We start from the raw sequence: 25,901 nt of genomic DNA on the forward strand, positions 1-25,901 counted from the left end.
TTCTTTTTATAAACTATTTATTAGCTTGTCTAGATTTGTTGTATTTTAATCTATCATGCTCATTTAAGAATTTCTTTCTAAGTCTTATAGCATCTGGAGTTATTTCAACTAACTCATCATCTTCTATAAATTCTAAAGCTTCTTCTAATGTGAATGTTCTAGCAGCTTGTAACTTAACTGCTTCATCAGTACCAGAAGCACGAACGTTAGTTAATTTCTTATTTTTACAAGGGTTAACAGTCATGTCATCTTTTCTAGAGTTCATACCTATTATCATACCTTCGTAAACTTCAACAGCAGGGTCAACAAACATTTGAGCTCTTTCGCTTAATGCATTAAGAGCATAAGCCATAGTAGTACCAGCTGTTTGAGCTATTAAAACTCCGTTAGTTCTTCCAGGTATTTCACCTTTATGTTCTTCATATCTCTCAAATGATCTAACTAAAGAACCTTCTCCACGAGTATCGTTTATGAATTCACTTCTGTATCCAAGTAATCCTCTTGTTGGAGCGATGAATGTTATTTTAACATAGTCACCTTCTATTTCCATAGCTTCCATCATTGCTTTTCTTAGGTTTAATTTATTTATTACAGTTCCTGAGTAAACTTCTGGACAGTTAACTATAACTCTTTCCATTGGCTCTAATAACTTACCATCTTCTTTTATAAATAAAACTTCTGGTTTAGAAACACCTATTTCGTATCCTTCACGTCTCATGTTTTCTAAAAGGATAGATAAGTGAAGCTCTCCACGTCCTGATACTCTGTATCCATCAGTTGTGTCTAATGGCTCAACTTTAAGACCAACATTAACTTCTAATTCTTTGTCTAATCTATCTTTTAAGTGTCTTGTAGTTACGAACTTACCACTTTTTCCGCAGAATGGAGAGTCATTAACTAAGAAGTTCATAGATAAAGTAGGTTCTTCTATGTGTATCATTTCCATTGGAATTGGATTGTCACTATCACATATAGTTTCACCTATAGATATATCACTTATACCAGCTATAACAACTATATCTCCAGCATAAGCTTCATCTTTTTCAACTTGGTTTAATCCTTCATAAACTGTAAGCTTAGATATTCTTCCTTTAGCTACTGAACCATCAGCTTTACATATAGAAACTTGAGAACCATTTTTTATAGTTCCTTTGTAAACTCTACCGATTCCAAGTCTACCTACATAGTCATCATAAGCAAGTGCAGATATTTGTAATTGAAGAGGTTCTTCACTGTAATCAGGGTATGCTTCAACATGTTCAACAACAGTTTCAAATAATGGAGCTAAGTTAGTACTTTCATCGTCCATTTCTTTCTTAGCTATACCTTGTTTAGCTATACCGTATATTATTGGGAATTCACATTGCTCATCAGTTGCGTTTAAGTCAACGAATAAGTCAAATACTTCATCAACAACTTCTTCAGCTCTTTGATCTTGCTTGTCTATCTTGTTTATGAAAAGTATTGGTCTAAGTCCAGCTTCTAAAGATTTTTGTAAAACGAATCTTGTTTGAGGCATTGGTCCTTCACTAGCATCAACTAGTAATATAACTGTATCAACAGTCTTTATAACACGTTCAACTTCAGAAGAGAAGTCACTATGTCCTGGTGTATCTACTATATTTATCTTGTAGTCCTTATAGTTTATAGAACAGTTTTTAGAATATATTGTTATACCTCTTTCTGCTTCAAGGTCATTACTATCCATTACACAGTCTTTAACTACTTCATTATCTCTAAATGTTCCAGATTGATGTAAGAAAGCATCAACTAAAGTTGACTTACCAGCATCAACGTGGGCTATAACCGCTATGTTTATTATTTTGTTTTTTGACATTGAATATGCTCCTTTCGCATTAAAATAACTTATTTAGTATAGCACAGTATAACTGTGTATACAAGATACTAAAACTTAAAATAAAAGTATAACAATGAATATATTTTATGTAAAAAAAAATAATTTAAAGTTAATTTTAAAGATAAAAAATAAAAGTTAGTTTTTTTATCTAAGGGAAAATGTTTGTGGTAAAGGGTAGATATGTATTAAAAATTTTGAATAGAATTTAGATTGCATTTTTTAGTTTAATGAAAATAACAATGAGGAAATCAATAAATACAAATAAAAAATATTAATTAAATGAAAAAATCCTACCTATTTATATAGGTAGGATTTTAATGTCTAAAATATGTCTAAAAATTATTATAATATAAATTTAAAAATCTTAGTTAATATTAAATTATTTTTTGAATATTCCAAATGGCTTACCAACAGGTAAAAATACTCTTCCAAAATGAGCATTCAGTACTGAAGCAGCAGAACCATAGAATGAGAATACTGCTATAAGCATTTCTGAGTATGCAGCAAATGTATGAGTTGCTTCTGACATTATACCGAATGAACTTAAAGTAAGCCCTATAAATAAGCAGTCTATAAGTACAAATATTATAAATAATACTTTATGTGTCTCCATTGCACCTATAGTCATATATAAAGTAAATATTAGGTAACCTAAGTATGCAAAACCTAATTGCTTAACATCTATAGTAGAAGCTAAAGCTTGTCCAAATACTCCATTTTGAATTAACCATACTAATCCAACTGAGTACCAGAAAAATGCATATCCACCAAATGCAGTAGCTCCAAATGTATTGTTATGTTTAAAATCGTTTATACTTGCCATTAATTGGGCAGATGCTCCTAAAAATATTGCCCATGGGATAACAAAAGATACACCAGAAGTTAATCCTAACTTTTGAGATGATGCAACTAATGTTATCATTGCTAATCCAAAAAGCCCTAATGCTGAAGGATCAGCAGTTACAACTTTAACTTTAGTTTCGTTCATGATTTCCTCCAAAAAAATTTATTTATAATTATATAAGTTCATCTTTGTATACAATATACTTTATTCATAACAAAGACTAAACTATAATAACATCTTTATTGACAAAAACGCAAGAGAAAATTCAAAAAAATTCAAATTGAATAAAATTTATAAAAATATACAAATGTTTACTGTATATTTTTATAGGGTAATAATAATTTAAAATAATTAATTAAATAAGGAGAATGAAAATGATTAGAGTGTGTCCATATTGCTCAAACGTTGATGTTAATAAATTAAAAGAAATAGCTGGAGAAGAAAATGTAAGTACAGGATGTATAGGTGTTTGTAGAATGTATTCAAAAGAGGCTGTAGCTAAGATTGATGGAAATCTTGTTATAAAGCAAACAGAAAAAGAGCTATTTGATATGATAAAAAAATAAAAAAATACCATGATTAATCATGGTATTTTTTATGCTTAAGGAAATTATGATACTTTAAAAACTGTGTATAATTATTGTAGTCAAGTAATACCAATAAGTTTAGTTGATCGAAAAAAAGATATTTTGAGCAACTGATGAAGTCATTGGCGACACGAAGTGTTTCTCTGACACGTCGCTTAGGCGAAGTAAATTTTTTATCATATATAAAAGGAAAGGGATATATATAAATTAATTAATATATATAATTCAGAAAATCGATAAAAAAATCTATCTATAAATATACAATATAAATTAAAACAAAAACATGGGAAATATTAGTGTGGGTAATATGAACAAAGAAGGCAAAAACAGTTCTTGGAATTACATTTATCTCGTCACTTATGTTGGTAGGATGTAGCTCCACTAAAACTTCAAATGTTGATCAATTTGTAGTACTACAAAATTAAAATGCAAGAATGAATATAAATCTATCAATAGATAATATATATTTTAAGATATCAAAAGGATTTAATACGATAGTAAACTTATACGAAAGTAGTGAAGTAGATAGAGTTGGTGGTCCAAAAATTAGAAACTGTATATAATTATAAAATTCCCCTTTATTTTTTAAAGGGGAATTTTATATAAAAATATATTTATTTGAGAATATATTCTTTGTGAAGTATCCAATTATTATCTATCCACTTATATATTGAAATATTATCAAAACTGCAATAGAAATCACAAGGGATATTATTTACATAATCCCACAGTTCATTAAACTTACTTCTTATTTTTTTAGAACTTATTGTAACATGGAATATTTTATCCTTACCATCATGGCTATCAAAGTTTATATAATTTATAGAGGAAAGTTCATCTATAAGTTTATCATGAACAAATTTAGCATCATTACTCATAAAAACTTTCATATATATAACTCGATCATCAAAATGATCATATCCATGGATTTCATAAGGTGTAGCATCATTAGAATTAGAAAATATATTTAATGTTTTTTCTAATTGCGAAATATCATCACTTTCAAAAGGGGATTTTATAGTAAAGTGAGCAGGCAGTTTAGAAGATTTAACACCAAACTTATCAAAGACATCTTTTCTTAAAGTGTTATTAAATTTGCCTGCATCTTTTTTTAAAACACTAACTATTACATATCTCAAATGTTTACCTCCAAGTATATTTATACTAATTTTTAACAAATATTTCATAAAGAATTCATATAAATATTATAAAATGAAATACAACATATATTTATATATTAAGTTAAAAGGTTACAGTATTTATACCAATTATAGTATAGACACATGTTATATATAAATATACAATATATTATAAGGTTATGATTATCAATGTATAATCACAATAATAAAAGGATGGGATGAAAAATGAGCTTTTTTAAAAGACTAAAAAATATAGTGGATGCAAAGGCTAACAAAGCGTTAGATAAGCATGAAAATCCAATTGAAATGTTAGAACTATCTATAACTAAAAAAGAAAAGTTATTACAAGATGCTAAAAAACAATGTGCAAACTTTATAGCATCAGTAGATGGAATTAGAAATGAGAAAAAAGATATACAAGAAAAAATAGATAAATATGAAGAAGCCACTAAAGTTGCTATACAAAAGGAAGACAATGAAAAAGCGCAAAACTTTGTAAAACAAAAATTAGAACTTCAAGGAAAATTAACTCAAACAGAAGCTAGAATAAAAGAACAAGATGAAAAAATACAACTTGTAAAAAATAAAATATCAGACTTAGAAATAGAAATATCTAAAATGAAATCTAAAAAGCAAGAATTAGCTACAAGACTTGATGTTGCTGAAATAAATAATGATATAAATGAGACATTAGCTGGTTTAAATGATGATCATGGTATAAACTTAGATGAACTAGAAAAGAAAGTTGCTCAAAAGGAAAGCTATGGTAAAGCATTAGAAGATTTAAAACCTAAAGACGAAGATGAACTTTTAGATGAATATATAAGTAGTTCTCCATCAGTTGATGATGAAGTAGCTAAAGAATTAGAAAGAATAAAAGAACAAATGAAAAAATAAGTAGATTATATTAATCTATTTAAATATTTGTAGATGAATGCTTCGTTTAAATACCAAATCATAAAAGTTGGTTATATAGACGAAGCAAATTTTTTTTATTAGTTAATGTAAGGGGTGCAAAGTTATGGCAAATGAAATAATACAAAGCGAAAAAGACAAATATAAAAAGATTTACTCAGATATAATGTTTTCTTATGATGACTTAAGACAAATGTTAGATGAAAATGAATTAAATAAAAGAACATTTATAAATAAAGTTGAAACATTAAAAGATTATATGGACTTTTTAGATAGATTAGAAAGTGAAAGTAAAAAAGATAAAGGCTTTTTTAAAAAATTATTCAGTAAAAGTGATGATATAGAATCAAAAATTAATAATTATTTAACTATAGATAAAAAAAGGGATATAGATAAACTACAAAAGTGTAGCAAATGTAAGTGTATAAATTGTGCATCAAATTGTATGGTTAATTCTTGTTTAAATTGTAGAGAAGAAGAATATGTATATGGATGTGATAAAAAAACTGATGCATTTACTAAAACAAAGGAAACTGTGACTTTATACGATGGTAATAAAGAAATAATATTTAATGTAGCAGGATACTTAATAGAAAAAAGTGATAGCAATATATTTAGATATGTATATTTAATTGATTCAAAAGACTATGATAATCAACATTTATTAAGATACTCTAAATTTAAAGGGGAAGAAAATTATGATTCTGTAATAGTTGATGATAGTCAAGATGAACTTATAAGACTTAATAATAAATTTATAGAACTAGGGCTTACAGTATAGTGAAGAAAAATAAGTTAAGATTATTTCCCCTATTATTAGTAGCTTTATTTACGTTTTTAGTTACATTTAATTCACTCTCAATGATAAAATCAGAGGCCTATGGGAAAGATTTAGGTGAAGTAGCTTACTCAAGAAGTAGGAGCTCTTTTCATTCAAGTAGTTCTAGTAAAAGTTACTCTAAGCCAAAGAGTATAAAGCCAAGTTCTGGTAGTTTTTCTAGTAAACCAAGTAGTAGCTTAAAGAGCAGTAAAAGTAGCAAATCACAAAGTACTATAAAGCCAGATTCAGGAGGCTTTACGACTAAGCCAAGTGATAACAGCAATATAGACAGTAAAACAGATAGCAAATCAAATAGCACTATAAAACCAGACTCAGGAAGTTTTTCTACAAAGCCTAAAAATGAAAGTAATGAAAATAATTCTAATACCAATAAAAAATATTATGACTATGATGAGCCTAAATCAAGTAGGCCTATATTTGGAGGAGGATATTATAGCGGAGGATTTAGTCCTTTTGGAAGAATGTTTTATAGTTTTTCAATGAGTTCGTGGATAGTAAAGCTAGTAGTTATATTAACTATAGTAGTAGTGTTATATATAGCAATAGATTTTATAAAAAATAGAAGAGACGGAGATTAATATTAGTAAAGAAAAAACAACCTATGGTAGATAATAAGTCTATACATAGGTTATTTTTTTACAGATAAGGATTTTTTAGTATAAAAGTATTGATAAAAAATAGGTTATAAAATGGATATTTTAAGTATAAGAGGAAATTATTATGATATTAGGAAAGTATATTTTTTATTTGTTAAGTGATAACACTTAAAAATTTATAGACTTATAAAAATGTTTTAATATACCTATACAGGGTATAGAAAAAATATAATTAAAAAATAAAGGAGCCAAATGACATGGGTAATATAATTACAAAAACGTATAAAGTCACAGGAATGACTTGTGCAGCATGTGCAAAAGCTGTTGAAAGAGCCGTCAAAAAGCTAGATGGAGTACAAAGTCAGAGTATAAACATGGTGACAGAAAAGTTAGAAATAGTATACGATGATAGTAAAGTTGGTTTTGAAGACTTTAAAAAAGCTATACAAAAATCAGGATATGATATATTAGAAGATACAACATATAAAAAGGTTGATTTAAAAATTAGTGGAATGACATGTGCAGCATGTGCAAAAGCTGTTGAAAGAGCTACTAAGAAATTAGATGGAGTAGAAAGTTCAAGTGTGAATATAGCTACAGAAATAGCATCAATAAGTTATGATCCAAGCAAGATTAAATTATCTAAATTAGAAGAAGCTATTAAAAAGTCAGGATATGAAGTATTAGAGAATAATAAAGATAAAAATCAAATAGATGAAGATAAATTAAGAAAAGAAAAAGAAATGAAAACTTTATTTACTAAGTTTATAATAGCTGTAGGATTTTCTATACCGCTATTTTATGTAGCAATGGGGCCTATGATAACAAAACCTTTTGGTCCATTACCAGTACCAAGCATAATAAATCCTAACACAAACCCTTTAAATTATGCACTAATTCAAATGTTACTTGTTATACCTGTAATGGGAGCTGGGTACAAATTTTATGTAAATGGATTTAAAGCATTACTAACAAAAAGTCCTAATATGGATTCTCTAGTTGCAATAGGTACATCAGCAGCATTTTTATATAGTGTATATACAACATTTAAAATAGCAACTTATAATGGTCAAATGTCTCACGGACATCATCAGTTATACTATGAAAGTGCAGGAATAATAATTGCTCTAATATTACTTGGGAAATATTTAGAATCAAGATCAAAAGGAAAAACTAGCGAAGCAATAAAAAAACTTATGGGACTTCAACCAAAAACTGCGCTTATATTAAAAGATGATAAAGAAATTGAAGTACCAATAGATGAAGTTGAAGTTGGAGATATAATAATAGTAAAACCAGGTAGCAAGATACCAGTAGATGGTGTTGTGGTAGATGGTAATACATCAGTAGATGAATCAATGCTTACAGGAGAAAGTATACCTGTTGAAAAAAATATTGGTGATAAGGTAACTGGAGCTAGTATAAACAAACATGGAAGTATAAAATTTAAAGCAGAAAAAGTAGGTAGTGATACAGCCTTATCTCAAATTATAAAATTAGTGGAAGATGCACAGGGCAAAAAAGCACCAATTGCAAAACTTGCAGATACTGTGTCAGGATATTTTGTACCAGTTGTTATAATAATAGCTATAGTGTCAGCAGCAGCTTGGGCTTTATTTGGAAATAAAGATTTAGAGTTTGTCTTAACAATATTTATATCTGTATTAGTTATAGCTTGTCCATGTGCATTAGGACTTGCAACACCAACAGCTATAATGGTTGGTACAGGAAAAGGGGCAGAAAATGGAATACTTATAAAAGGTGGAGAAGCTTTAGAACTTGCACATAAAGTAGATACTGTAATATTTGATAAAACAGGAACTATAACAGAAGGTAAGCCAAAAGTAACAGATGTTATAGTAACTGATGATATAGATGAAAAATCTATAATACAAATAGCTGCAAGTGCAGAAAAAACATCAGAACATCCATTAGGGGAAGCTATAGTTAAGTATGGTGAAGAAATAGGAATAAAATTTGTAGAAGTCAAAAACTTTAAAGCTATACCAGGACATGGTATAGAAGTAAACATAGATAATAAAAATATATTACTTGGTAATAAAAGATTAATGGAAAGTAGAGATATAAGCCTAGAATCTCTACATAAAAAATCTGATAAGTTAGCACAAGAAGGAAAAACACCTATGTATATAGCTATAGAAAATAAGATAGCTGGAATAATAGCAGTAGCTGATACTGTTAAAGAAAATAGTAAAAAAGCAGTAGAAAAACTACATGAAATGGGAATAAAAGTAGCTATGGTAACAGGAGATAATAAAAAGACTGCCAATGCTATAGCTAGAGAAGTTGGAATAGATATAGTAGTATCAGAAGTATTACCTCAAGATAAATCAAATGTGGTTAAAAATCTTCAAAATGAAGGTAAGTTTGTAGCTATGGTTGGAGATGGTATAAATGATGCACCAGCACTAGCTCAAGCTAATGTAGGTATAGCTATAGGAAATGGAACAGATGTGGCTATGGAATCTGCAGATATTGTTTTAATGAAAAGCGATTTAATTGATGTATGTAATGCAATAAAATTAAGTAATGAGACAATTAAGAATATAAAAGAAAACTTATTCTGGGCATTTGGATACAATACAATAGGAATACCAATAGCAGCAGGGCTACTTTATATATTCGGAGGACCGCTACTAAATCCAATGTTTGCAGCAGCAGCGATGAGTTTAAGTTCAGTATCAGTAGTAAGTAATGCACTTAGACTAAAAAATTTTAAAACATATAAATAATAAAAAAGAGTTACTTAAAGTAACTCTTTTTTAGTTTATAAAAATATAGAAATATAAAAAATTAATTTAAAATAGTTCAAAGTGATGAAAATAAAGTTTATAAATTAGACAAGCTATTATTTGGTATTAGTAAATCAAAACAAGATGAACTTTAAATAGTTAATAGTATAAAATATATAAGTAAAGAAATAATATTATTAATTAAAATAATATTAAAGGAGTAGACAAAATGGCAAAGTTCAACGGTGTAGTAAAGTGGTTTAATAGTGTAAAAGGATATGGTTTTATAACTTGTGATACTGGTGAAGACGTATTTGTTCACTTTACAAATATAAAAGAAGAAAATGATGAAAAGAATTTACATGAAGGTGAAGAAGTTAGCTTTGATATGGTAGAGGCTCCAAAAGGAATGTCAGCTATAAATGTACACAAATTATAAAAATAAGGAACTATCAATTGATAGTTCCTTATTTTTAATTACGGAAAAAATTATATACTTCATAAAAAATTCATATAGTTATAAATTAATTATGATAAAATTAAATATAAATAAAGATCAAATGGAGTTGATAAAATGAGTGAATCTATATTAGTTATTGAAGATGATTCAGATATACAAGAACTCATAGTTGAGTTTTTAGGTTCTAAGGGATATAAAATAGACTCAGCTAATGATGGAGTAGAAGGTATACAAAAGTTTAAGGAAAAAGAATATGATTTAATAATACTTGATATTATGATGCCAAATTTAGATGGACATTCAGTATGTAAAATGATTAGAAAAAATTCAAATGTACCTATAATATTTTTAACAGCATTAACTGACGAATCAGATCAGATAAAAGGGTTTGATTTAGAGTGTGATGATTATATAACAAAGCCTTTTTCATTTAAGTTACTTATAAAAAGAGTAGAAGCAGTGCTTAGAAGGACATCACAAACTAGTAGTGACTGTTTAATCTTTGAAGACTTAAAATTAGATTTAAATACGTATACAGCACAAATAAAAGAAGAAACTATAGAACTTACTTTAAAGGAATTTAATATACTTAAGACTTTAATAGAAAAATATCCACAAGTGGTAACTAGAGAAAGTTTATTAGATAGTATATGGGGATATGACTATTATGGAGATACAAGAATAGTTGATGCACATATAAAAAATATAAGAAAAAAAATAGTATTACCATATATAAAAACAGTAAAAGGTATAGGATATACTCTTGAAAAAGATATTTAGTAAATGGGAAAAATTAAATATAAAGTATAAACTATTTACAATAACAACAGGGTTATTACTAGCATTAGCTATAATAATATACCTAATCTTATATTTTTTATTACCAACATATTATTATGAGTATAAAATAGGGAATTTCGAAAAAAGTGTAGCACGACTTAAGAAAGAATCAGTATTTTATACAACGGATGAATTAAAAGAGAAGCTACATCAACTAGAAGCGAGTCAAAATCTATCTGTTCTTTTAACTAACCAAAGTGGAAGAAGAATTTATGGTAGAACAGAATTATTAATACTTAATCATAGTAAATATATAATAAATAATAGTAGAGAATACCCTAAGAATATTACTATATATACTAAAGATTCAATACTCCCATATAATTTAAGTATAGTAATGCCGCTTCAGCCTATAGATGAAGCTACTGAGGTTATAAGAAATCTTATGCCATATATTATAGGGGTAGCTATATTAATAGCTATAATAGGTGCATACATATATACAAAAGTAATAACTAAACCTTTGATAGATATAATAGAAACTGAAAGAGAAGCTGAAAATAAAAGAAAAGAATTTATAGCTACTATATCTCATGAACTAAAAACGCCAATAACTATAATAAGTGGACAACTAGAAGGTATGATTTATAATATAGGGAAATATAAAGATAGAGATTTATATTTAGAAAAATCATATGATACTACACAAGAGTTAAAAGAATTGGTAAATGAGATGATAGAAGTATCAAAATGTGAAATATTAGAAACTGATTTGACTTTAGATACTGTTAATTTAAGCAATATGGTTGAAAATATAATAAAAAGACAAGCATTTTTAATAGAAGATAAAAATTTAAATACAGTAATAGATATAGAAAAAGATTTGTATGTAAAATGTGATGAAGATAGAATAAAAAAAGCAATAAGTAATATAATAAACAATGCTATAAAATATTCACCAAATAAAGAAACTATAATAGTGAAGCTGTACACTAAAAGTGTAAAAATTGCTAGAAGAAAAACTGATTCAAAAATATATTTAGAAGTCGAAAATACAGGCATTACTATAGATAAAAAATATCTAAATGAGATATTTAAGCCATTTTTTAGAGTAGAAAAATCAAGATCTAGAAAAACTGGAGGAAGTGGGCTAGGGTTATATTTAGTTAGTAAAATACTTCAAAGTCATGGATTTAAGCATAACATAAAAAATAAAGAGAATTCAGTAATATTTACTATAGAGTTTAATTAAACTTTCAAAGTTCATTCACTTAAAACTCATATTAAATTCATATTAAAAAGTTAATATATAAGTATAGAAAGACTAGCTTAAAAACCATAATATAATACCCTAAAATAATGGCAACACTCCCTCACATCCTCCTATGGGTTGCCATTATTTATATCCCCTATATTTTATATAGGGGATATTTTTAATTGTAAGTAAAATGTATAATTTATAAAATAATAAATTAGATTTTGTACAAAAAAAGAAAGTAATAATTTTTAATAAAATGCAAAAAATAATATAAATAAAGGAGGATATATGACTACTATGAAAAATTATATGAATAATATGAAAAATGATATGGAAAAAAGACTTGATGGAGCTAAAGAAAAAGCAGAAGATGTAAAAGAAAATGTACTAGGATTTATGGCTAATATGGAAAATCAAGTGGAAGATGGAATGGAAAGATATAAAGAAAAAAAATTTGCTAAAAATTTAAAAAAACAAATGGAAAAAGAACATAAATAAATACCTAAAAGAGCTAAATTATTTAGCTCTTTTAATATTTAAATAAAATTGTATCATTACATTTTATATTTATTATATATTTAAGATCCATATATGGAAATTGTATGGGTTAGGTAGTAATATTTAATTAGGATTCATTAAAAGTGGAGGAATAATTATGGATAGAATGAATGAAGTAAGTAAAACTAAAACAAAATTTTTAGTGACATCATCTTTATTTGCCGCACTAGTTTGTTTAACAACAGCATATATATTACATATTCCAGTAGGAGCTAATGGAGGGTATGTTCATATAGGGGATTCATTTATATATTTAGCAGCAGCTATACTTCCTACTCCTTACGCAATGATTTGTGCAGCAATAGGAGCTGGAATGGCAGATTTAGTTAGTGGTGCAGCTATATGGCTAATACCAACAATAATAATAAAGCCAATATTAGTATTATTTATAAGCTCAAATAGCGAAAAAATAATAACTAAAAGAAATATAATAGGAAGCTTTATTGCGGGATTTGTAGGATGGTTTTTATATATGATAGCAGGGGGAATTATATCAGGTACATTTGTAGGTGCATTTGTATTGTCTCTTGTAGGTTTTGTACAACCAATAGGAAGCTTTATAGTGTTTTTATTAATTGGAAGTACTTTTGATAAATTAGAAATAAAGAAAAAATTTTAATAAAAAGGAGATAGATATGAATATATTATATACAATAGGTGATAGTCTTTATGTAAACTTAACTAATAAATGTCCATGTAGATGTATATTTTGTATAAGAGATGAGAAGGATGAAATTGAAAAAAGTGGAAGTTTATGGCTAGAACATGAACCAAGTATTGACGAAATAAAGGAAGCTTTTAAAAATTATAATTTAAGCGATTATAATGAAGTTGTATTTTGTGGATATGGAGAACCCTTAGTTAGACTAGACGAAGTAATAGAAATTAGTAAGTTTATAAAAGAAAAAAGTAATGTAAAAGTTAGGGTTAATACCAATGGTTTAAGTGATTTGATTCATAAAAAGAAAACAGCAATACTATTAAAGGATAATATAGATTCTATATCAATTAGCTTAAATGCTCCAAATAAAGAGGTTTATACAAAGGTTACAAGACCTAAATACGGGGAAGTATCATTTGAATATATGATAAATTTTGCAAAAGAATGTAAAGAGTATATAAGTGAAGTAGCTTTTTCCGTTGTAGATGAAATATCGCAAGAAGAAATAGAAATGTCAAAAGTGTTAGCAAATAAGCTTGGAATAGATTTAAAAGTAAGAAATAAAAATTAAAATACTTAGAGTACACTAAAAAACTATAAAAATAAATTTATTTTTATAGTTTTTTAGTATATATAATAATAAATAAGTATTAAAATATAAATTTAAATTCAATGGGGAATATTTCATAAAAAGTAAAAAAAATATAAAAAAAGTATAAAATTTGACGGTATTTATGGTAAACTACAACTAAAAAGAAAATTAAATTAACAAAAGAACAGGAGCAAAGAGCAATGGGAATATTTGATATCTTCAAAAAGAAAAATAAAAGCAGTATTATATTATCGCCTACAAATGGTGAAATATTAGAGTTATCATATGTACCAGATGAGGTATTTTCCAACAAGATTATGGGAGATGGATTTGCTATAAAGTCAAATGATGGGGTTATAGTATCACCAGTAGATGCAACAGTTGAGATGATATTTGATACTAAACATGCTATGGGGTTAAAAACTGATGATGGTTTAGAATTACTTATACATTTAGGAATAGATACAGTGAATTTAAAAGGTGAAGGTTTCGAGATATTCACAAATGTTGGAGATAAAGTTAAAGCAGGAGATAAAATAATGAAAATGGATGTTGACTTTATAAAAAATAATGCAACATCGGATATAAGTCCTATAATATTTACTAGTTTAGAAGATGGACAGTCTGTAAAAATTGTAACAGGTGCTGTAGAAGCTAAAGAAGAAAATAGAATAGAAATAGTTAAATAACTAACAAATAGGGGGGTCTTTAGATATATCTAAGGACCTTTTATATGTAATAAAATTAAATTAAAATAAATAATGACATCAACAGGAGGAAATTATATGCTTAAATTTTTACAGCGTATAGGTAAATCACTTATGTTACCTATAGCGGCACTACCAATAGCAGGTATTATGCTAAGAATTGGACAACCTGATGTAATAAAAGCATTGTATGCAGTGCCATTTATGTCTCAAGTACTTCCATTTTTTGGAGCAGCAGGGTCTGCATTATTTGATAATTTACCATTATTATTTGCACTAGGAGTTGCAGTTGGCTTATCTGATGATCAAAATGGTGCATCAGCTCTAGCAGGTGTTATATCTTATTTAACTTTAACTAATGTTACTACTAAATACTGGGGTATAAATTTTGCACCAGAAATAGCATCAACATTAAATATATCATTTTTAGGAGGTATACTAGCAGGTTTAATAGGTGGATTATCATATAATAGATATAGAAAAGTTCAACTGCCAGAATTTTTAGCATTCTTTGGTGGAAGAAGAGCAGTTCCTATAATGTCTGGATTAATATCAGCTATAGTAGCTATACCTTTAGCTATAGTTTGGCCTAGTATTCAAGCTTTTTTAGGAGATATATCAGCAGCTATAGCAGGGTTTGGAGCTATGGGAGCAGCATTATATGGATTCTTTAATCGTCTATTAATACCAATGGGACTTCATCATGTATTTAATTCATTCTTCTGGTTCCAATTAGGAAACTTTAATGGGACAACAGGAGATTTAAACAGATTCTTTGCAGGAGATCCTACAGCAGGACACTTTATGGCAGGATTTTTCCCAGTAATGATGTTTGGTTTACCAGCAATAGCATTTGCTATATACTGTGCAGCTAAGAAAGAAAAGAAAAAAGCAGTAGCAGGTATGCTTTTTTCTTTAGGACTTACAGCTTTATTAACAGGTGTTACAGAGCCACTTGAATTTTTATTTATATTTTTATCACCAGCATTATTAGTAGCTCATGCAATACTTACAGCAATATCTATGTTTATTACAGATTCTCTAGGAGTACTTCATGGATTTACATTTTCAGCAGGAGCGATAGACTATTTACTAAACTTTAATTTAGCTACTAATCCAATATATATATTACTAGTAGGACTTGGAATTGGTGCTTTATACTTTGTAGTATTTTACTTCTTAATAGTTAAGCTAGACTTACCAACTCCAGGTAGAGAAGATGATGATGAACTTAGTTCAAATCCAATACAAAATAGTGAAGTAGCAGTAACTAGTGAAGATGAATTATCTAGAAAATATATAGAATATCTAGGTGGAGATGATAATATAATTAAGGTAGAAAACTGTGCAACTCGCCTAAGACTAGAATTAGTTGATACTGATAAAATGAATGAAAGAGGTTTAAAATTATTGGGGGCAAAAGGTGTTGTTAAATTAAACAAGACTAGTGCTCAAGTTATAGTTGGTACGAAAGTTGAATTCGTAGCTGATGGAATAAATGAAAGTCTTAGAAAATAATAAGGATATCTAAACTTAGGTATCCTTATTTATAATATAGTGAATTTTAAATTCTATTAATTTTAAAAGATTTAAGCGAAGGTTTTTCTTAGTGAATACTAAGAAAAAGTGTAGGTAGTATGAGTAAAGTCAATTTTTGTTGTTCAACTTTTACCAAAATATAGCTATAATATAAAATAAATGAAAATAAAAATTATCTAAAAATAGTAGGGGGATATATGTTAAATACTAATAAAGAACATGTAGTTAAATGGTCAGTACAAGGTAAAATTCATCATCCAATAGGTGGAAACTATAGAATAAGTTATGATGGAAAACCTATGATACTTCCAGCAACAGGTGGAATATCATATAATGTATCTGTTGGTGATAGTGTTTTTAATTGGGCAGGTGACCATGTAGAGCCAGGTGTATCTATAAGAAATGAAAATAGTTCAGAAAATGCAGCATTAATGACATTTGCATGTATTGGAAATGAAGCTAAAATAGTATCAGGGGATGCTAAAGGTAAAAAGGGATATGTAACAGGCATGCATGGAGGTATAGACCATGTGTTAATATATTTCGATGATGAAACTTTAGAAGATTTAGCAATCGATGATAAAATAATGGTAAAAGCATATGGACAAGGGCTTAAGTTAAATAATTATGAAAATGTACACATAATGAATATAGATCCTAATTTATTTGAAAAATTAAACATAAAAGAAGAAAATGGAAAGCTTAAAGTTAATGTTGTAGGAAAAGTTCCAGCATATTTAATGGGGTCTGGTATAGGTTCTAAAAGTGCTGCTACAGATGGTGATTATGACATAATGACAGCTGATATGGAAGAAATAAAGAGATTAGGGCTTGATAAGTTAAAATTTGGTGATTTAGTATTACTTCAAGATTGTGATAACACATATGGTGTAGGATATTTAAAAGGTGCTGTAAGTATAGGAGTTGTAGTTCATAGTGATTGTGTGAAATCAGGTCATGGGCCAGGGGTAACAGTTATAATGACTTGTAAAGATGACACTATAGAAGGTATTATAGATGAAAATGCTAATATAAAAAATTATATGAAATAAAAAAAAAGGTCTTCTATTTAAATAGAAGACCTTTTTTTGAGTTAAAAGTAAGTATATCTATAGTTACTAAAAAATAAATATTTTATTTTAATATATGAGAATATGTATATCCAAAAAAGTGAAATCTATTATAAAAACAATTTTAAAGATTTAAAATTTGCAAAAAATGGTATATAATATGAAAAGACTAACTAGGAGGGGCCAAATGAATAAAAGTAAAGTTGTAATAGTAGGAACAGGAATGGTGGGAATGAGCTATGCTTATTCAATGGTGAACCAAGGAACATGCGAAGAATTAGTACTTATAGATTTAGATAAAAAAAGAGCTGAAGGAGAAGCTATTGATTTAAATCATGGACTTAGCTTTGCACCAAGAAAAATGAAGATATATGCAGGGGATTATAGCGATTGTAGTGATGCCTACATAATATGCATAACAGCAGGTGCTATACAAAATGAAGGAGAGACAAGATTAGACTTATTACATAAAAATACAAAAATAATGAAGTCTATAATAGGAGAAATAAAAAAGACAGGCTTTAAAGGAATATTATTAATAGCTACAAATCCAGTTGATATAATGACTTATGTATCATGGAAATTATCTGGTTATGATAAATCGAAAGTCATAGGATCAGGAACGACACTAGATTCAGCTAGACTTAGATATACATTAGGTGAAATATTAAATGTAAATCCTAAAGATATAAATGCATATGTAATGGGTGAACATGGAGATTCTCAATTTGTAGCTTGGAGTTATGCACTTTGTGGATTACAACCAATATATCAAATAGCATCTAGAAAAGATAAGAATATAGATTTTGATGATTTAGAAAAAATAGAAGATGAAGTTAGAAATATAGCTTATAAAATAATTGATTGTAAAAAGTCGACATATTATGGTATAGGAATGGCTTTAACTAAGATAACTAAAGCTATACTTGAAAATGAAAATACAGTACTTACAGTATCATCATATTTAAATGGAGAATATGGAAATGAAGACGTGTATATAGCAGTTCCAAGTATAGTAAATAAAGATGGAGTAAGAGAAGTGATACATTTACCACTTGATGCTACAGAAAAAGAAAAGTTAAATGACTCTATAAAGATAATGAAAGAAAATATAAAAAAATTAGACTTATAAAAATAAATAATTAAAAGCGCTACTTAATTTTAAGTAGCGCTTTTAATTATTTATAGTTATGTAATAGTATATGAAATATTTAGAGTATTAGTTTAAACAAATTTATCTAAAATATAAAAAAACTTATAATAATAAAACTTCAATATATGGATAACTTAAAAGTAAGCACAATTTAAAAGAAAGGATAAAGTTATGAAAAAAGAAGTTAAAGTAAATGAAGGAAGGTCAGATAATAATCCACATATGGATAAGTTATTAAAAGAAAATAAAAATAGAATGGAAATTGCAAAAGAAATAAGTACTAATAAAAAAATAGGTGACATAGTAGGCGAAAGATTAGCTAAAAAACATCATTTCCCACCATGTTAAATTAAATTTAGGAGGAAACTAATGGAGAATAAATTTTCAAATGGACATTATAAAGACGCAATTGAGTATGCAAAATATATACTTTCAAATAGTTCCTCTATAAAAGAAATAGCTGAGAATATAAATGAATTAGAAAAAGAAGACGATAATAAAAAGTAAGTGATAATTAAATTAGTAACACAATAATATAGTTATAAAATAGTAGGTTAATTAATATTTATATTAAATAACCTACTATTTTATTTGAATAAATTATTTAAGTAGGCGCATTTAGATATATAAATTATTGAAAAATATAAATAGAAATACTAATATTAATTATTAATGAATGAGGTAATAGAGTTTAGGGGGGATTATTATTAATAAATTACTTAATACATATAAAGGACTCCCAAAAGAGATATACATATTGTTTATAGGTAAAATAGTAAATAGTATAGGTTCTTTTGTACATCCTCTTATGTCATTGATACTTACACAAAAAATAGGAATGTCAGCTTTTGAAGCCGGTCAATTTGTGACAATGCTTGCAGTATTTCAGGCTCCATGTATGATAATTGGAGGAAAGTTAAGTGATACGATTGGAAGAAGAAAAGTTATAATAACATTTCAAGCTTTAGGTGCACTTATGTTAATTATATGTGGGCTTATGGATACTACTGTATTAACAGCTAAGATAATGATATTATCATCATGTTTTTATTCAATATCATCACCTGCTTATGATGCGTTAAATGCAGATTTAACTAATGAAGGAAATAGAAAAGAATCATACTCACTATTGTATATGGGAGTGAATATTGGTTTTTCTATAGGTCCAATACTTGGTGGATTTTTATATAAAGATTATTTATTTTTAATATTTATAGGAGATGCTATAACTACCTTAATAGCCTTAACACTATTTATATTTTATGTAAAAGAGCCAACAAAAATTAAAAAAAGCAATGTAATAGAGTCAAAAGAAATATATAATGATGAATATAAAGATTTTTCTACTTTAAAAGTATTAATTAAAAGACCTATACTAATAGCATTTCCTATTATAATGCTATTATATCAATTTTCATATTCTCAATGGGGATTTTCTCTTCCTCTTCAAATGGGAGAAATATTTGGAGAGGATGGGGCAAGATTGTATGGATTATTAGGAGGATTAAATGGATTTATAGTAATTATATTAACTCCTATACTCACTAGTAAAACTAAAAAATATAAATCTATGAACATTATGTCTATAGGAGGAATTTTATATGGGTTATGTTTTTTAGTGGTTAGTTTTTCAAAAGTGATGCCATTATTTTTCCTAGCAATAATATTATTAACTATAGGCGAAGTTTTAATAGCTATTAATAGTTCGGCTTTTATAGCGAACAATACTCCTATATCTCATAGGGGAAGGATAAGTTCTGTAATACCATTAATTACTGGAATGGGATATGCAATGGGACCTATGATAATGGGGAAAATTATAGATTCAAGCTCTATATCTATAGGGTGGATAGTAGTTATGTTGGCTTCTTTTATAGGAGCATTCGGACTTTTAATATTAAAAAAACTTAAATTAGAAATAAATGAAGAATAACTAGTATAAAAAATAGAAATTAATATGAATATTAAGAATAAAGTACTTATTAAATCGTACTTAAATAGATAAAATTTAAAAAAAGTTCATAAATTATTGAAAAAAAATACTGTTATGCTATAATTAACCTATAAATACGAATTATTAAATAAATTTGTGGAATAATAATCGGTTTCATAGGGGAGGAAATATAAAATGAAGAATCAAAGTTCGGTTATTTATCAACTAGATGGTAAGCCAAAATTAACAGAAGCTATACCCTTAGGTCTTCAGCATATACTCGCGATGTTTGTTGGAAATGTTACACCACTTATAATAATTTCTAATATACTTAACTTGTCATTAGCTGATAAAACTTCTTTAATACAATGTGCTATGTTTGTATCTGGAATAGTAACATTAATACAATGTTATAAAGTTGGTCCATTTGGAGCAAGGTTACCAATAGTTATGGGAACTAGTTTTGGGTTTGTACCAGTACTTACAGCAATAGGTGCTAAGTATGGATATGAAACGATACTTGGAGCATGTCTAGTAGGTGGGCTTATAGAAGTAATGTTTGGTCAAAGTATGAAAAAATTAAGGAGATTTTTCCCGTCAGTGGTAACAGGGACAGTAGTTTTAGCTATGGGTATATCTTTGCTTCCAACAGGTATAAATTATTTTGCAGGTGGAGTAGGAGCTAGTGACTTTGGTTCAATATCAAATCTTATATTAGGAACAGTAGTTTTACTAACTGTATTAATTTTTAATCAATATACTAAAGGGATAACTAGTTTAGCATCAATACTTATAGGACTTATAGTTGGATATATAGTAGCAATACCAATGGGAAAGATAGATTTTTCGCAACTATCTCAGATGTCTATGATATCTGTTCCAATGCCGTTTACATTCGGGTTTGAATTCCATCTAGACGCAATATTTGCAGTAGCTTGTGTATTTATAGTTTCAGCTGTTGAGACAGTAGGGGATATAACATCAATAGCCCATTCAGGGATAGGAAGAGATGCTACTGATAAAGAAATAGCAGGTGGAGTTATGGCAGATGGTATAGGAAGTGTTATAGGGGCAATGTTTAGTGTACTTCCAAATACTTCGTTTGGCCAAAATGTAGGGATTATAGCCATGACTAAAGTTATAAATAGAAATGTAGTAGCAACAGGTGCAGTATTTTTAATATTAGCAGCAGTATTTCCAAAATTTGGAGCAATAATATCTTTAATGCCTTCAAGTGTATTAGGTGGAGCTAGTGTAATGATGTTTGCAATGATTGCAGTTAGTGGGATAAAGCTTATAACTAGTGAGCCTCTTAATAATAGAAATAGCACAATAGTAGCACTTTCATTAGGAGTTGGCGTTGGATTATCATTTGTTCCAGGAGTTCTTTCTAATATGCCAGAATCTATACAATTAATATTTGGAGATTCAGGACTTGTATTAGTTGCAATTATAGCAGTAGTTTTAAATATAGTACTTCCAAAAGAAGAAAAATCTGTAGAATTAGAAGTTAAATTAGAAGGTCAAATATCTTAATACAAAATAAAAGATAGTTATTTTTATATGTAAAAATAGCTATTTTTTTATAAAAAACTTTATATATATGTGTTAAAATTTTATTTAAATTTAGGTATAAGTTATATATAATTATAATAGGGAAAGATATAACAGGGGGAAATATACCGATGAAAAGGATATTTAATAAATTAAATGAGAATATAATAATTATAAATAATAAAGGAGATATATTATTTTGTAATGAAGTATTATTAGAAAAATTAGGGTATAAACAAGAGGATATAATACAAAATAATATAAATAATATTTTATATAATATAGAAGATATTGATTGTATAAAAAAAGAAGAAAATATAGATTTGTTGTTTTATAGAAAGACAAAAGACATTGTCAAATTTAACTGTGATATAATAATAGATTTTTTTGAAGAAAAAGAAGTAATTTTTATATTATGTAAAGAAATAAGCAAATCATATACAATAGAAGACTTAGATAATTTACTAGATAGTATACCGATAGGATTATGGATTAAGAATATAGATGGTAAATATTTATACTCAAATAGATATCTAGCAAGTCTTGCCAACAAAGAAAAAGAAAATATGATAGGAAATTATGATATAGATAATTTTAAAGATGAATATGCACATTTATATAAAGAGGTAGATGAAGAGGTAATAAATACAAAAAAGCCAAGGCTACTTGAAGAAGCTATAATAGTAAATGGAATAAGCAAAGAGTTTGAATCGTATAAGGCACCTATACTTGGTGAAAATGAAGATGTAATTTATACGGTAGGAGCTACAAGGGATATAAGTTTGAGAAAAAAGATAGAAAAGCAGGTATTTAATAACCACAATCAAGTATCAACTTTGAATAATATTTTAAATAGATCTAATCGTGATATAAAAGGATTATTAGAAAATGGTTGTTATGAGCTCTTAAAATACTTAAGTATTGATGGAATATCTATATGGTTGTATGATAAAGATAAAAAAGAATTAAAATCATATATAAGAAGAGGTTATTCTGTTGTATCACAGCATGAAGGTATAATAAAGCTAGGTAAAGATACAATAGAGTTGGAAATTTTTAATAATATGTCAGATGGCTTAAGGGATATAAATGAAGTAAGCCATATAGATATATGTAAAAAAATGGAAAATGATGGAGTGAAATACATAGGAACTTATAAAATAAAATTAAGAGATGACATTATAGGCATATTAACTATATATTATAAATATGATAATAAACCACCAGAATATGACCAAAGTAATTTTATAAAAGCTATATGTGGTCAGATGGCTATATTAATCAAAAACTTAAAACTCACTAATGAAATAAAAATAGAAAATAAAAAAAGAAGCAATACAGAAAGAGAATTGGCATTGTTTTTAGAAACAGCAGTTGATTTAGTAGGGGTTATAGATGAAAATGGATATTTTAAAAAAGCAAACTCAAAATGGAGTGAAGTATTAGGATGGACAGAAGAAGAATTAATAAATATTAATTTAAAAAATTTACTACATCCTGAAGATATGAAAAAGGTATTACCAGTTAAAGATTTTAAAAAAGGTTCTAAATTTAGAAAAAATGTTAAGTATAGATATTTAAACAAAAATGGTAAATATATATGGTTACATATAGGTAGCAAGTATGTAGAGGAAGAAAATCATTTTTTAGTTACAGGAAGAGATATAACAAAAGAAATGTATGTTGAAGAACAAACTAAAAAACTAGAAAAAGCTATTGAAATAGAGAGTATGAAAAATGAATTTTTCTCTAATATATCACATGAATTTAAAACTCCACTTAATATAATACTTGGGAGCATGCAGTTATTAAATCAAAGTATATATAAAAATAGCATAACTACTGAAAAACTTATTAATCATATAAGTACAATAAAGCAAAATTCTTATAGACTTTTAAGACTTGTAAATAATCTTATAGATATAAGTAAAATAGAAACAGGATACTATGAATTACAACTTTCTAATAATAATATAGTTAATATAATAGAGGATATAACTCTATCAGTTGTAAATTATGTAGAGTGTAAAAATATAAATTTAATATTTGATACTGATACAGAGTGTGAAATATTAGCATGTGACCCTGATAAAATAGAGAGGGTTATGCTAAACTTATTATCAAATGCAATAAAATATACAGGAGAATATGGAGAAATAATAGTAAGTTTAAAATCAGATGGTAAAAAGGTAATAGTATCTGTAAAAGATAATGGGACTGGAATACCTAAGGATAAAATAGGAATTATATTTGATAGATTTGGACAAGTAAATGATGCACTAATAAAAAGAAGAGAAGGTAGTGGAATTGGTTTATCCTTAGTTAAATCTTTAGTAGAAATGCATGGAGGTTCTATAAGGGTAGAAAGTGAATTAAATATAGGAAGTGAATTTATATTTGAAATACCTGTATCTTTAATTGAAGATGAAGAAGTAACTATATTAGATAAAAATTTAAGAGATTCACAAATAGAAAAGTGTAATATAGAGTTTTCAGATATATATAATATTTAAAAATATATATAATAAATTAATGAATAATTAATTATAAACCATGAAGGTTTTCACTAGCTAAAGTGAAAACCTTTTTTGAATTATATTATTATTATCGATGCTTTGTATAGTTGCTTACGCAGACTATAAATGTATTTATAGTAAATTAGATAGAAAATAAATGGAATATGGAGTTTACTGATAATAATTAAAGAATATAAAATATACATCTTATATGCTTTAATTTACAAAAAGTAATGTATAGAATCTTAAAAAAAGTAGATATATCAAGTAATAAAAAATATTTGATATATCTACTTTTTTAGATGCAGTAAATAAACATGATTATAATTATATAGCAATATTATTTAATTTATTAAGTTTTTGTAGTTTGTATTTTTTAAACATCAATGTATTAGACATATTACACAAAGTTAACTTACCTATCTTTCAAATGAATTGCTACTTTCATAGGAACAACAAAATTTACTTCCTTTAAATAAAAAGAAGAATGCGCTGCCCATAATAAGAGGGGTTATAAATGATACAGCTAAAGCGATTGAATTGCTATATGTACTTTTTGTAAAAACTGCAAGAATTAATAAGATAAGATTAATTTAAAAATATGAAAAAAGATGAAGATAAATAATAATACAGATTGGCTAAAATCAAAGGATTCATTGAAATGGTATTATAAACTTATCATAAAAAATAAATAATACTATGATAAAATATGACTATAGACCATAAATTAAGATATTTTGCATAAGGGAGGGGAATTAATGAATATCATATATTTTTTAGTAGGAATAATAGCGACGACTATTGGTGCAATATCAGGAATTGGTGGAGGAGTTATAATAAAGCCAGTACTTGATACATTAGGAAATTATGATATAAGTACGATAAGTATATTATCTAGCTTTACTGTGTTTTCTATGTCAATAGTAGCTTTATTAAAAAGCATAAAAAATAAAGTTAAATTAGATGGAAAGAGAACTATATCTCTAGCAATAGGTTCTATAATAGGTGGGATATTAGGTAAAAATTTATTTACCTTATTTTTAGCGGCTTTAAACAACAATTTACTAGGCCAAAAAATACAATCAACTACATTATTTATACTTATGGGTGTAGTTTTAATTTTATATATTAATGAAGGTAAAATTAAAGGTTTTAGAGTTAATAATATAGGATTTTGTGCATTGATAGGTATTATATTAGGTATAATTTCTTCATTTTTAGGAATAGGTGGAGGACCGATAAATGTAATTGCATTAATGTATATATTAGGTATGGGAAGTAAGGAAAGCTCTATACATTCTATATTTATAATATTTTTTTCACAAGGGTCTAAACTTTTATCGGTGTTTTTATCAGAAGGATTTAGTGTATATAACTTAGAGGTACTTCCTTTCATGGTTGTAGGTGGTATTATGGGAGGATTTATAGGAAGTTATTTATTAGGAAAGATGAAGAAAAACAATATAAAAAATCTTTTTACATATACTATGTTAATTATTATGTGTTTTAATTTGTACAATTTAATAAAAAAATAGTTAAATATATATTTAATAACCAAATAATTGTTAATATCAAAAAATATCTAAG

General features: G+C 27.0%; 25 protein-coding genes. 22 read left to right on the top strand and 3 right to left on the bottom strand.

The window, feature by feature from the left end:
• Positions 1-13: 13 nt before the first annotated feature.
• Both typA and I1959_RS01930 read right to left on the bottom strand, forming a co-directional pair.
• Positions 14-1,837 carry a translational GTPase TypA gene (typA, locus tag I1959_RS01925; RefSeq protein ID WP_092926670.1) on the bottom strand — a complete coding sequence of 608 codons (1,824 nt, stop codon included), beginning with the start codon at positions 1,835-1,837 and terminating at the stop codon, positions 14-16.
• 400 nt (positions 1,838-2,237) lie between these two features.
• Entirely contained in the window at positions 2,238-2,846 is a 609-nt protein-coding gene (locus I1959_RS01930) for an acetate uptake transporter (RefSeq protein WP_092926668.1), read from the bottom strand.
• A gap of 230 nt (positions 2,847-3,076) precedes the next feature.
• On the opposite strand from I1959_RS01930, the gene I1959_RS01935 reads away from it, so the two are divergent.
• The gene (locus I1959_RS01935; protein ID WP_092926666.1) at positions 3,077-3,268 is read left to right on the top strand and encodes a DUF1450 domain-containing protein; all 192 of its coding nucleotides are present in this window, start codon (positions 3,077-3,079) and stop codon (positions 3,266-3,268) included.
• Between the two features lie 455 nt (positions 3,269-3,723).
• Complete coding sequence (locus I1959_RS15595) at positions 3,724-3,852, top strand: hypothetical protein (protein ID WP_271891992.1); 129 nt, start codon at positions 3,724-3,726, stop codon at positions 3,850-3,852.
• Between the two features lie 51 nt (positions 3,853-3,903).
• Here I1959_RS15595 and I1959_RS01940 read toward each other — a convergent pair whose 3' ends face one another.
• Entirely contained in the window at positions 3,904-4,428 is a 525-nt protein-coding gene (locus tag I1959_RS01940) for a 2'-5' RNA ligase family protein (RefSeq protein WP_092926664.1), read from the bottom strand.
• A gap of 225 nt (positions 4,429-4,653) precedes the next feature.
• On the opposite strand from I1959_RS01940, the gene I1959_RS01945 reads away from it, so the two are divergent.
• The 20 genes from I1959_RS01945 (at position 4,654) to I1959_RS02040 (ending at position 25,849) form a co-directional block, all read left to right on the top strand.
• A complete protein-coding gene (locus tag I1959_RS01945) occupies positions 4,654-5,325 on the top strand; it encodes a PspA/IM30 family protein (protein WP_092926662.1) in 672 nt (223 codons plus the stop codon).
• A 124-nt stretch (positions 5,326-5,449) separates the two neighbouring features.
• On the top strand, positions 5,450-6,124 hold the full coding sequence (locus I1959_RS01950; protein WP_092926660.1) for a hypothetical protein: 675 nt from the start codon (positions 5,450-5,452) through the stop codon (positions 6,122-6,124).
• An 80-nt stretch (positions 6,125-6,204) separates the two neighbouring features.
• Positions 6,205-6,762 carry a hypothetical protein gene (locus tag I1959_RS01955; RefSeq protein ID WP_195236931.1) on the top strand — a complete coding sequence of 186 codons (558 nt, stop codon included), beginning with the start codon at positions 6,205-6,207 and terminating at the stop codon, positions 6,760-6,762.
• Between the two features lie 275 nt (positions 6,763-7,037).
• On the top strand, positions 7,038-9,533 hold the full coding sequence (locus tag I1959_RS01960; RefSeq protein WP_195236932.1) for a heavy metal translocating P-type ATPase: 2,496 nt from the start codon (positions 7,038-7,040) through the stop codon (positions 9,531-9,533).
• A 229-nt stretch (positions 9,534-9,762) separates the two neighbouring features.
• Positions 9,763-9,972: a cold-shock protein gene (locus I1959_RS01965; protein ID WP_092926654.1), complete on the top strand. Its 210-nt coding sequence runs from the start codon at positions 9,763-9,765 to the stop codon at positions 9,970-9,972.
• A 135-nt stretch (positions 9,973-10,107) separates the two neighbouring features.
• Complete coding sequence (locus tag I1959_RS01970) at positions 10,108-10,773, top strand: response regulator transcription factor (protein WP_092926652.1); 666 nt, start codon at positions 10,108-10,110, stop codon at positions 10,771-10,773.
• Positions 10,757-12,025 (top strand): sensor histidine kinase, encoded by a 1,269-nt coding sequence (locus I1959_RS01975; protein ID WP_092926650.1) that lies wholly within the window; start codon positions 10,757-10,759, stop codon positions 12,023-12,025. Before I1959_RS01970 ends, I1959_RS01975 begins: the two co-directional genes overlap by 17 nt.
• 294 nt (positions 12,026-12,319) lie before the next feature.
• Positions 12,320-12,529, top strand: a complete 210-nt coding sequence (locus I1959_RS01980; RefSeq protein ID WP_092926648.1) for a hypothetical protein — start codon at positions 12,320-12,322, stop codon at positions 12,527-12,529.
• Between the two features lie 157 nt (positions 12,530-12,686).
• Positions 12,687-13,208: a TIGR04002 family protein gene (locus I1959_RS01985; protein ID WP_092926646.1), complete on the top strand. Its 522-nt coding sequence runs from the start codon at positions 12,687-12,689 to the stop codon at positions 13,206-13,208.
• Positions 13,209-13,224: 16 nt separating this feature from the next.
• Positions 13,225-13,821, top strand: coding sequence for a TIGR04100 family radical SAM protein (locus tag I1959_RS01990; protein WP_092926644.1), 597 nt, complete (start codon positions 13,225-13,227; stop codon positions 13,819-13,821).
• A gap of 221 nt (positions 13,822-14,042) precedes the next feature.
• A complete protein-coding gene (locus tag I1959_RS01995) occupies positions 14,043-14,531 on the top strand; it encodes a PTS sugar transporter subunit IIA (RefSeq protein ID WP_092926642.1) in 489 nt (162 codons plus the stop codon).
• Between the two features lie 96 nt (positions 14,532-14,627).
• Positions 14,628-16,067 carry an N-acetylglucosamine-specific PTS transporter subunit IIBC gene (nagE, locus tag I1959_RS02000; protein WP_195236933.1) on the top strand — a complete coding sequence of 480 codons (1,440 nt, stop codon included), beginning with the start codon at positions 14,628-14,630 and terminating at the stop codon, positions 16,065-16,067.
• A 218-nt stretch (positions 16,068-16,285) separates the two neighbouring features.
• Positions 16,286-17,140, top strand: a complete 855-nt coding sequence (locus I1959_RS02005) for a DUF4438 domain-containing protein (protein ID WP_092926638.1) — start codon at positions 16,286-16,288, stop codon at positions 17,138-17,140.
• Between the two features lie 205 nt (positions 17,141-17,345).
• Positions 17,346-18,290 (top strand): L-lactate dehydrogenase, encoded by a 945-nt coding sequence (locus tag I1959_RS02010; RefSeq protein ID WP_195236934.1) that lies wholly within the window; start codon positions 17,346-17,348, stop codon positions 18,288-18,290.
• A 192-nt stretch (positions 18,291-18,482) separates the two neighbouring features.
• Complete coding sequence (locus I1959_RS02015) at positions 18,483-18,659, top strand: hypothetical protein (protein WP_176698698.1); 177 nt, start codon at positions 18,483-18,485, stop codon at positions 18,657-18,659.
• Positions 18,660-18,680: 21 nt separating this feature from the next.
• Positions 18,681-18,818 (top strand): hypothetical protein, encoded by a 138-nt coding sequence (locus tag I1959_RS02020; RefSeq protein WP_195236935.1) that lies wholly within the window; start codon positions 18,681-18,683, stop codon positions 18,816-18,818.
• A 250-nt stretch (positions 18,819-19,068) separates the two neighbouring features.
• A complete protein-coding gene (locus I1959_RS02025; protein WP_195236936.1) occupies positions 19,069-20,244 on the top strand; it encodes an MFS transporter in 1,176 nt (391 codons plus the stop codon).
• Positions 20,245-20,439: 195 nt separating this feature from the next.
• On the top strand, positions 20,440-21,780 hold the full coding sequence (locus I1959_RS02030; RefSeq protein WP_195236937.1) for a uracil-xanthine permease family protein: 1,341 nt from the start codon (positions 20,440-20,442) through the stop codon (positions 21,778-21,780).
• Positions 21,781-21,929: 149 nt separating this feature from the next.
• On the top strand, positions 21,930-24,311 hold the full coding sequence (locus I1959_RS02035) for a PAS domain-containing sensor histidine kinase (RefSeq protein WP_195236938.1): 2,382 nt from the start codon (positions 21,930-21,932) through the stop codon (positions 24,309-24,311).
• Between the two features lie 761 nt (positions 24,312-25,072).
• Positions 25,073-25,849 carry a sulfite exporter TauE/SafE family protein gene (locus tag I1959_RS02040; protein ID WP_092926628.1) on the top strand — a complete coding sequence of 259 codons (777 nt, stop codon included), beginning with the start codon at positions 25,073-25,075 and terminating at the stop codon, positions 25,847-25,849.
• The last annotated feature ends 52 nt before the right edge of the window (positions 25,850-25,901 follow it).

The organism is Romboutsia sp. 1001285H_161024_C4, assembly GCF_015550185.1.
In the GTDB taxonomy this organism is placed as follows: Bacteria; Bacillota; Clostridia; order Peptostreptococcales; family Peptostreptococcaceae; genus Romboutsia_C; species Romboutsia_C hominis.

Coding starts and splice junctions, on each gene's coding strand:
- typA (WP_092926670.1), bottom strand. CDS start 1,837: ATGTCAAAAAACAAAATAATAAACATAGCGGTTATAGCCCACGTTGAT.
- I1959_RS01930 (WP_092926668.1), bottom strand. CDS start 2,846: ATGAACGAAACTAAAGTTAAAGTTGTAACTGCTGATCCTTCAGCATTA.
- I1959_RS01935 (WP_092926666.1), top strand. CDS start 3,077: ATGATTAGAGTGTGTCCATATTGCTCAAACGTTGATGTTAATAAATTA.
- I1959_RS15595 (WP_271891992.1), top strand. CDS start 3,724: ATGAATATAAATCTATCAATAGATAATATATATTTTAAGATATCAAAA.
- I1959_RS01945 (WP_092926662.1), top strand. CDS start 4,654: ATGAGCTTTTTTAAAAGACTAAAAAATATAGTGGATGCAAAGGCTAAC.
- I1959_RS01950 (WP_092926660.1), top strand. CDS start 5,450: ATGGCAAATGAAATAATACAAAGCGAAAAAGACAAATATAAAAAGATT.
- I1959_RS01955 (WP_195236931.1), top strand. CDS start 6,205: ATGATAAAATCAGAGGCCTATGGGAAAGATTTAGGTGAAGTAGCTTAC.
- I1959_RS01960 (WP_195236932.1), top strand. CDS start 7,038: ATGGGTAATATAATTACAAAAACGTATAAAGTCACAGGAATGACTTGT.
- I1959_RS01965 (WP_092926654.1), top strand. CDS start 9,763: ATGGCAAAGTTCAACGGTGTAGTAAAGTGGTTTAATAGTGTAAAAGGA.
- I1959_RS01970 (WP_092926652.1), top strand. CDS start 10,108: ATGAGTGAATCTATATTAGTTATTGAAGATGATTCAGATATACAAGAA.
- I1959_RS01980 (WP_092926648.1), top strand. CDS start 12,320: ATGACTACTATGAAAAATTATATGAATAATATGAAAAATGATATGGAA.
- I1959_RS01985 (WP_092926646.1), top strand. CDS start 12,687: ATGGATAGAATGAATGAAGTAAGTAAAACTAAAACAAAATTTTTAGTG.
- I1959_RS01990 (WP_092926644.1), top strand. CDS start 13,225: ATGAATATATTATATACAATAGGTGATAGTCTTTATGTAAACTTAACT.
- I1959_RS01995 (WP_092926642.1), top strand. CDS start 14,043: ATGGGAATATTTGATATCTTCAAAAAGAAAAATAAAAGCAGTATTATA.
- nagE (WP_195236933.1), top strand. CDS start 14,628: ATGCTTAAATTTTTACAGCGTATAGGTAAATCACTTATGTTACCTATA.
- I1959_RS02005 (WP_092926638.1), top strand. CDS start 16,286: ATGTTAAATACTAATAAAGAACATGTAGTTAAATGGTCAGTACAAGGT.
- I1959_RS02010 (WP_195236934.1), top strand. CDS start 17,346: ATGAATAAAAGTAAAGTTGTAATAGTAGGAACAGGAATGGTGGGAATG.
- I1959_RS02015 (WP_176698698.1), top strand. CDS start 18,483: ATGAAAAAAGAAGTTAAAGTAAATGAAGGAAGGTCAGATAATAATCCA.
- I1959_RS02020 (WP_195236935.1), top strand. CDS start 18,681: ATGGAGAATAAATTTTCAAATGGACATTATAAAGACGCAATTGAGTAT.
- I1959_RS02030 (WP_195236937.1), top strand. CDS start 20,440: ATGAAGAATCAAAGTTCGGTTATTTATCAACTAGATGGTAAGCCAAAA.
- I1959_RS02035 (WP_195236938.1), top strand. CDS start 21,930: ATGAAAAGGATATTTAATAAATTAAATGAGAATATAATAATTATAAAT.
- I1959_RS02040 (WP_092926628.1), top strand. CDS start 25,073: ATGAATATCATATATTTTTTAGTAGGAATAATAGCGACGACTATTGGT.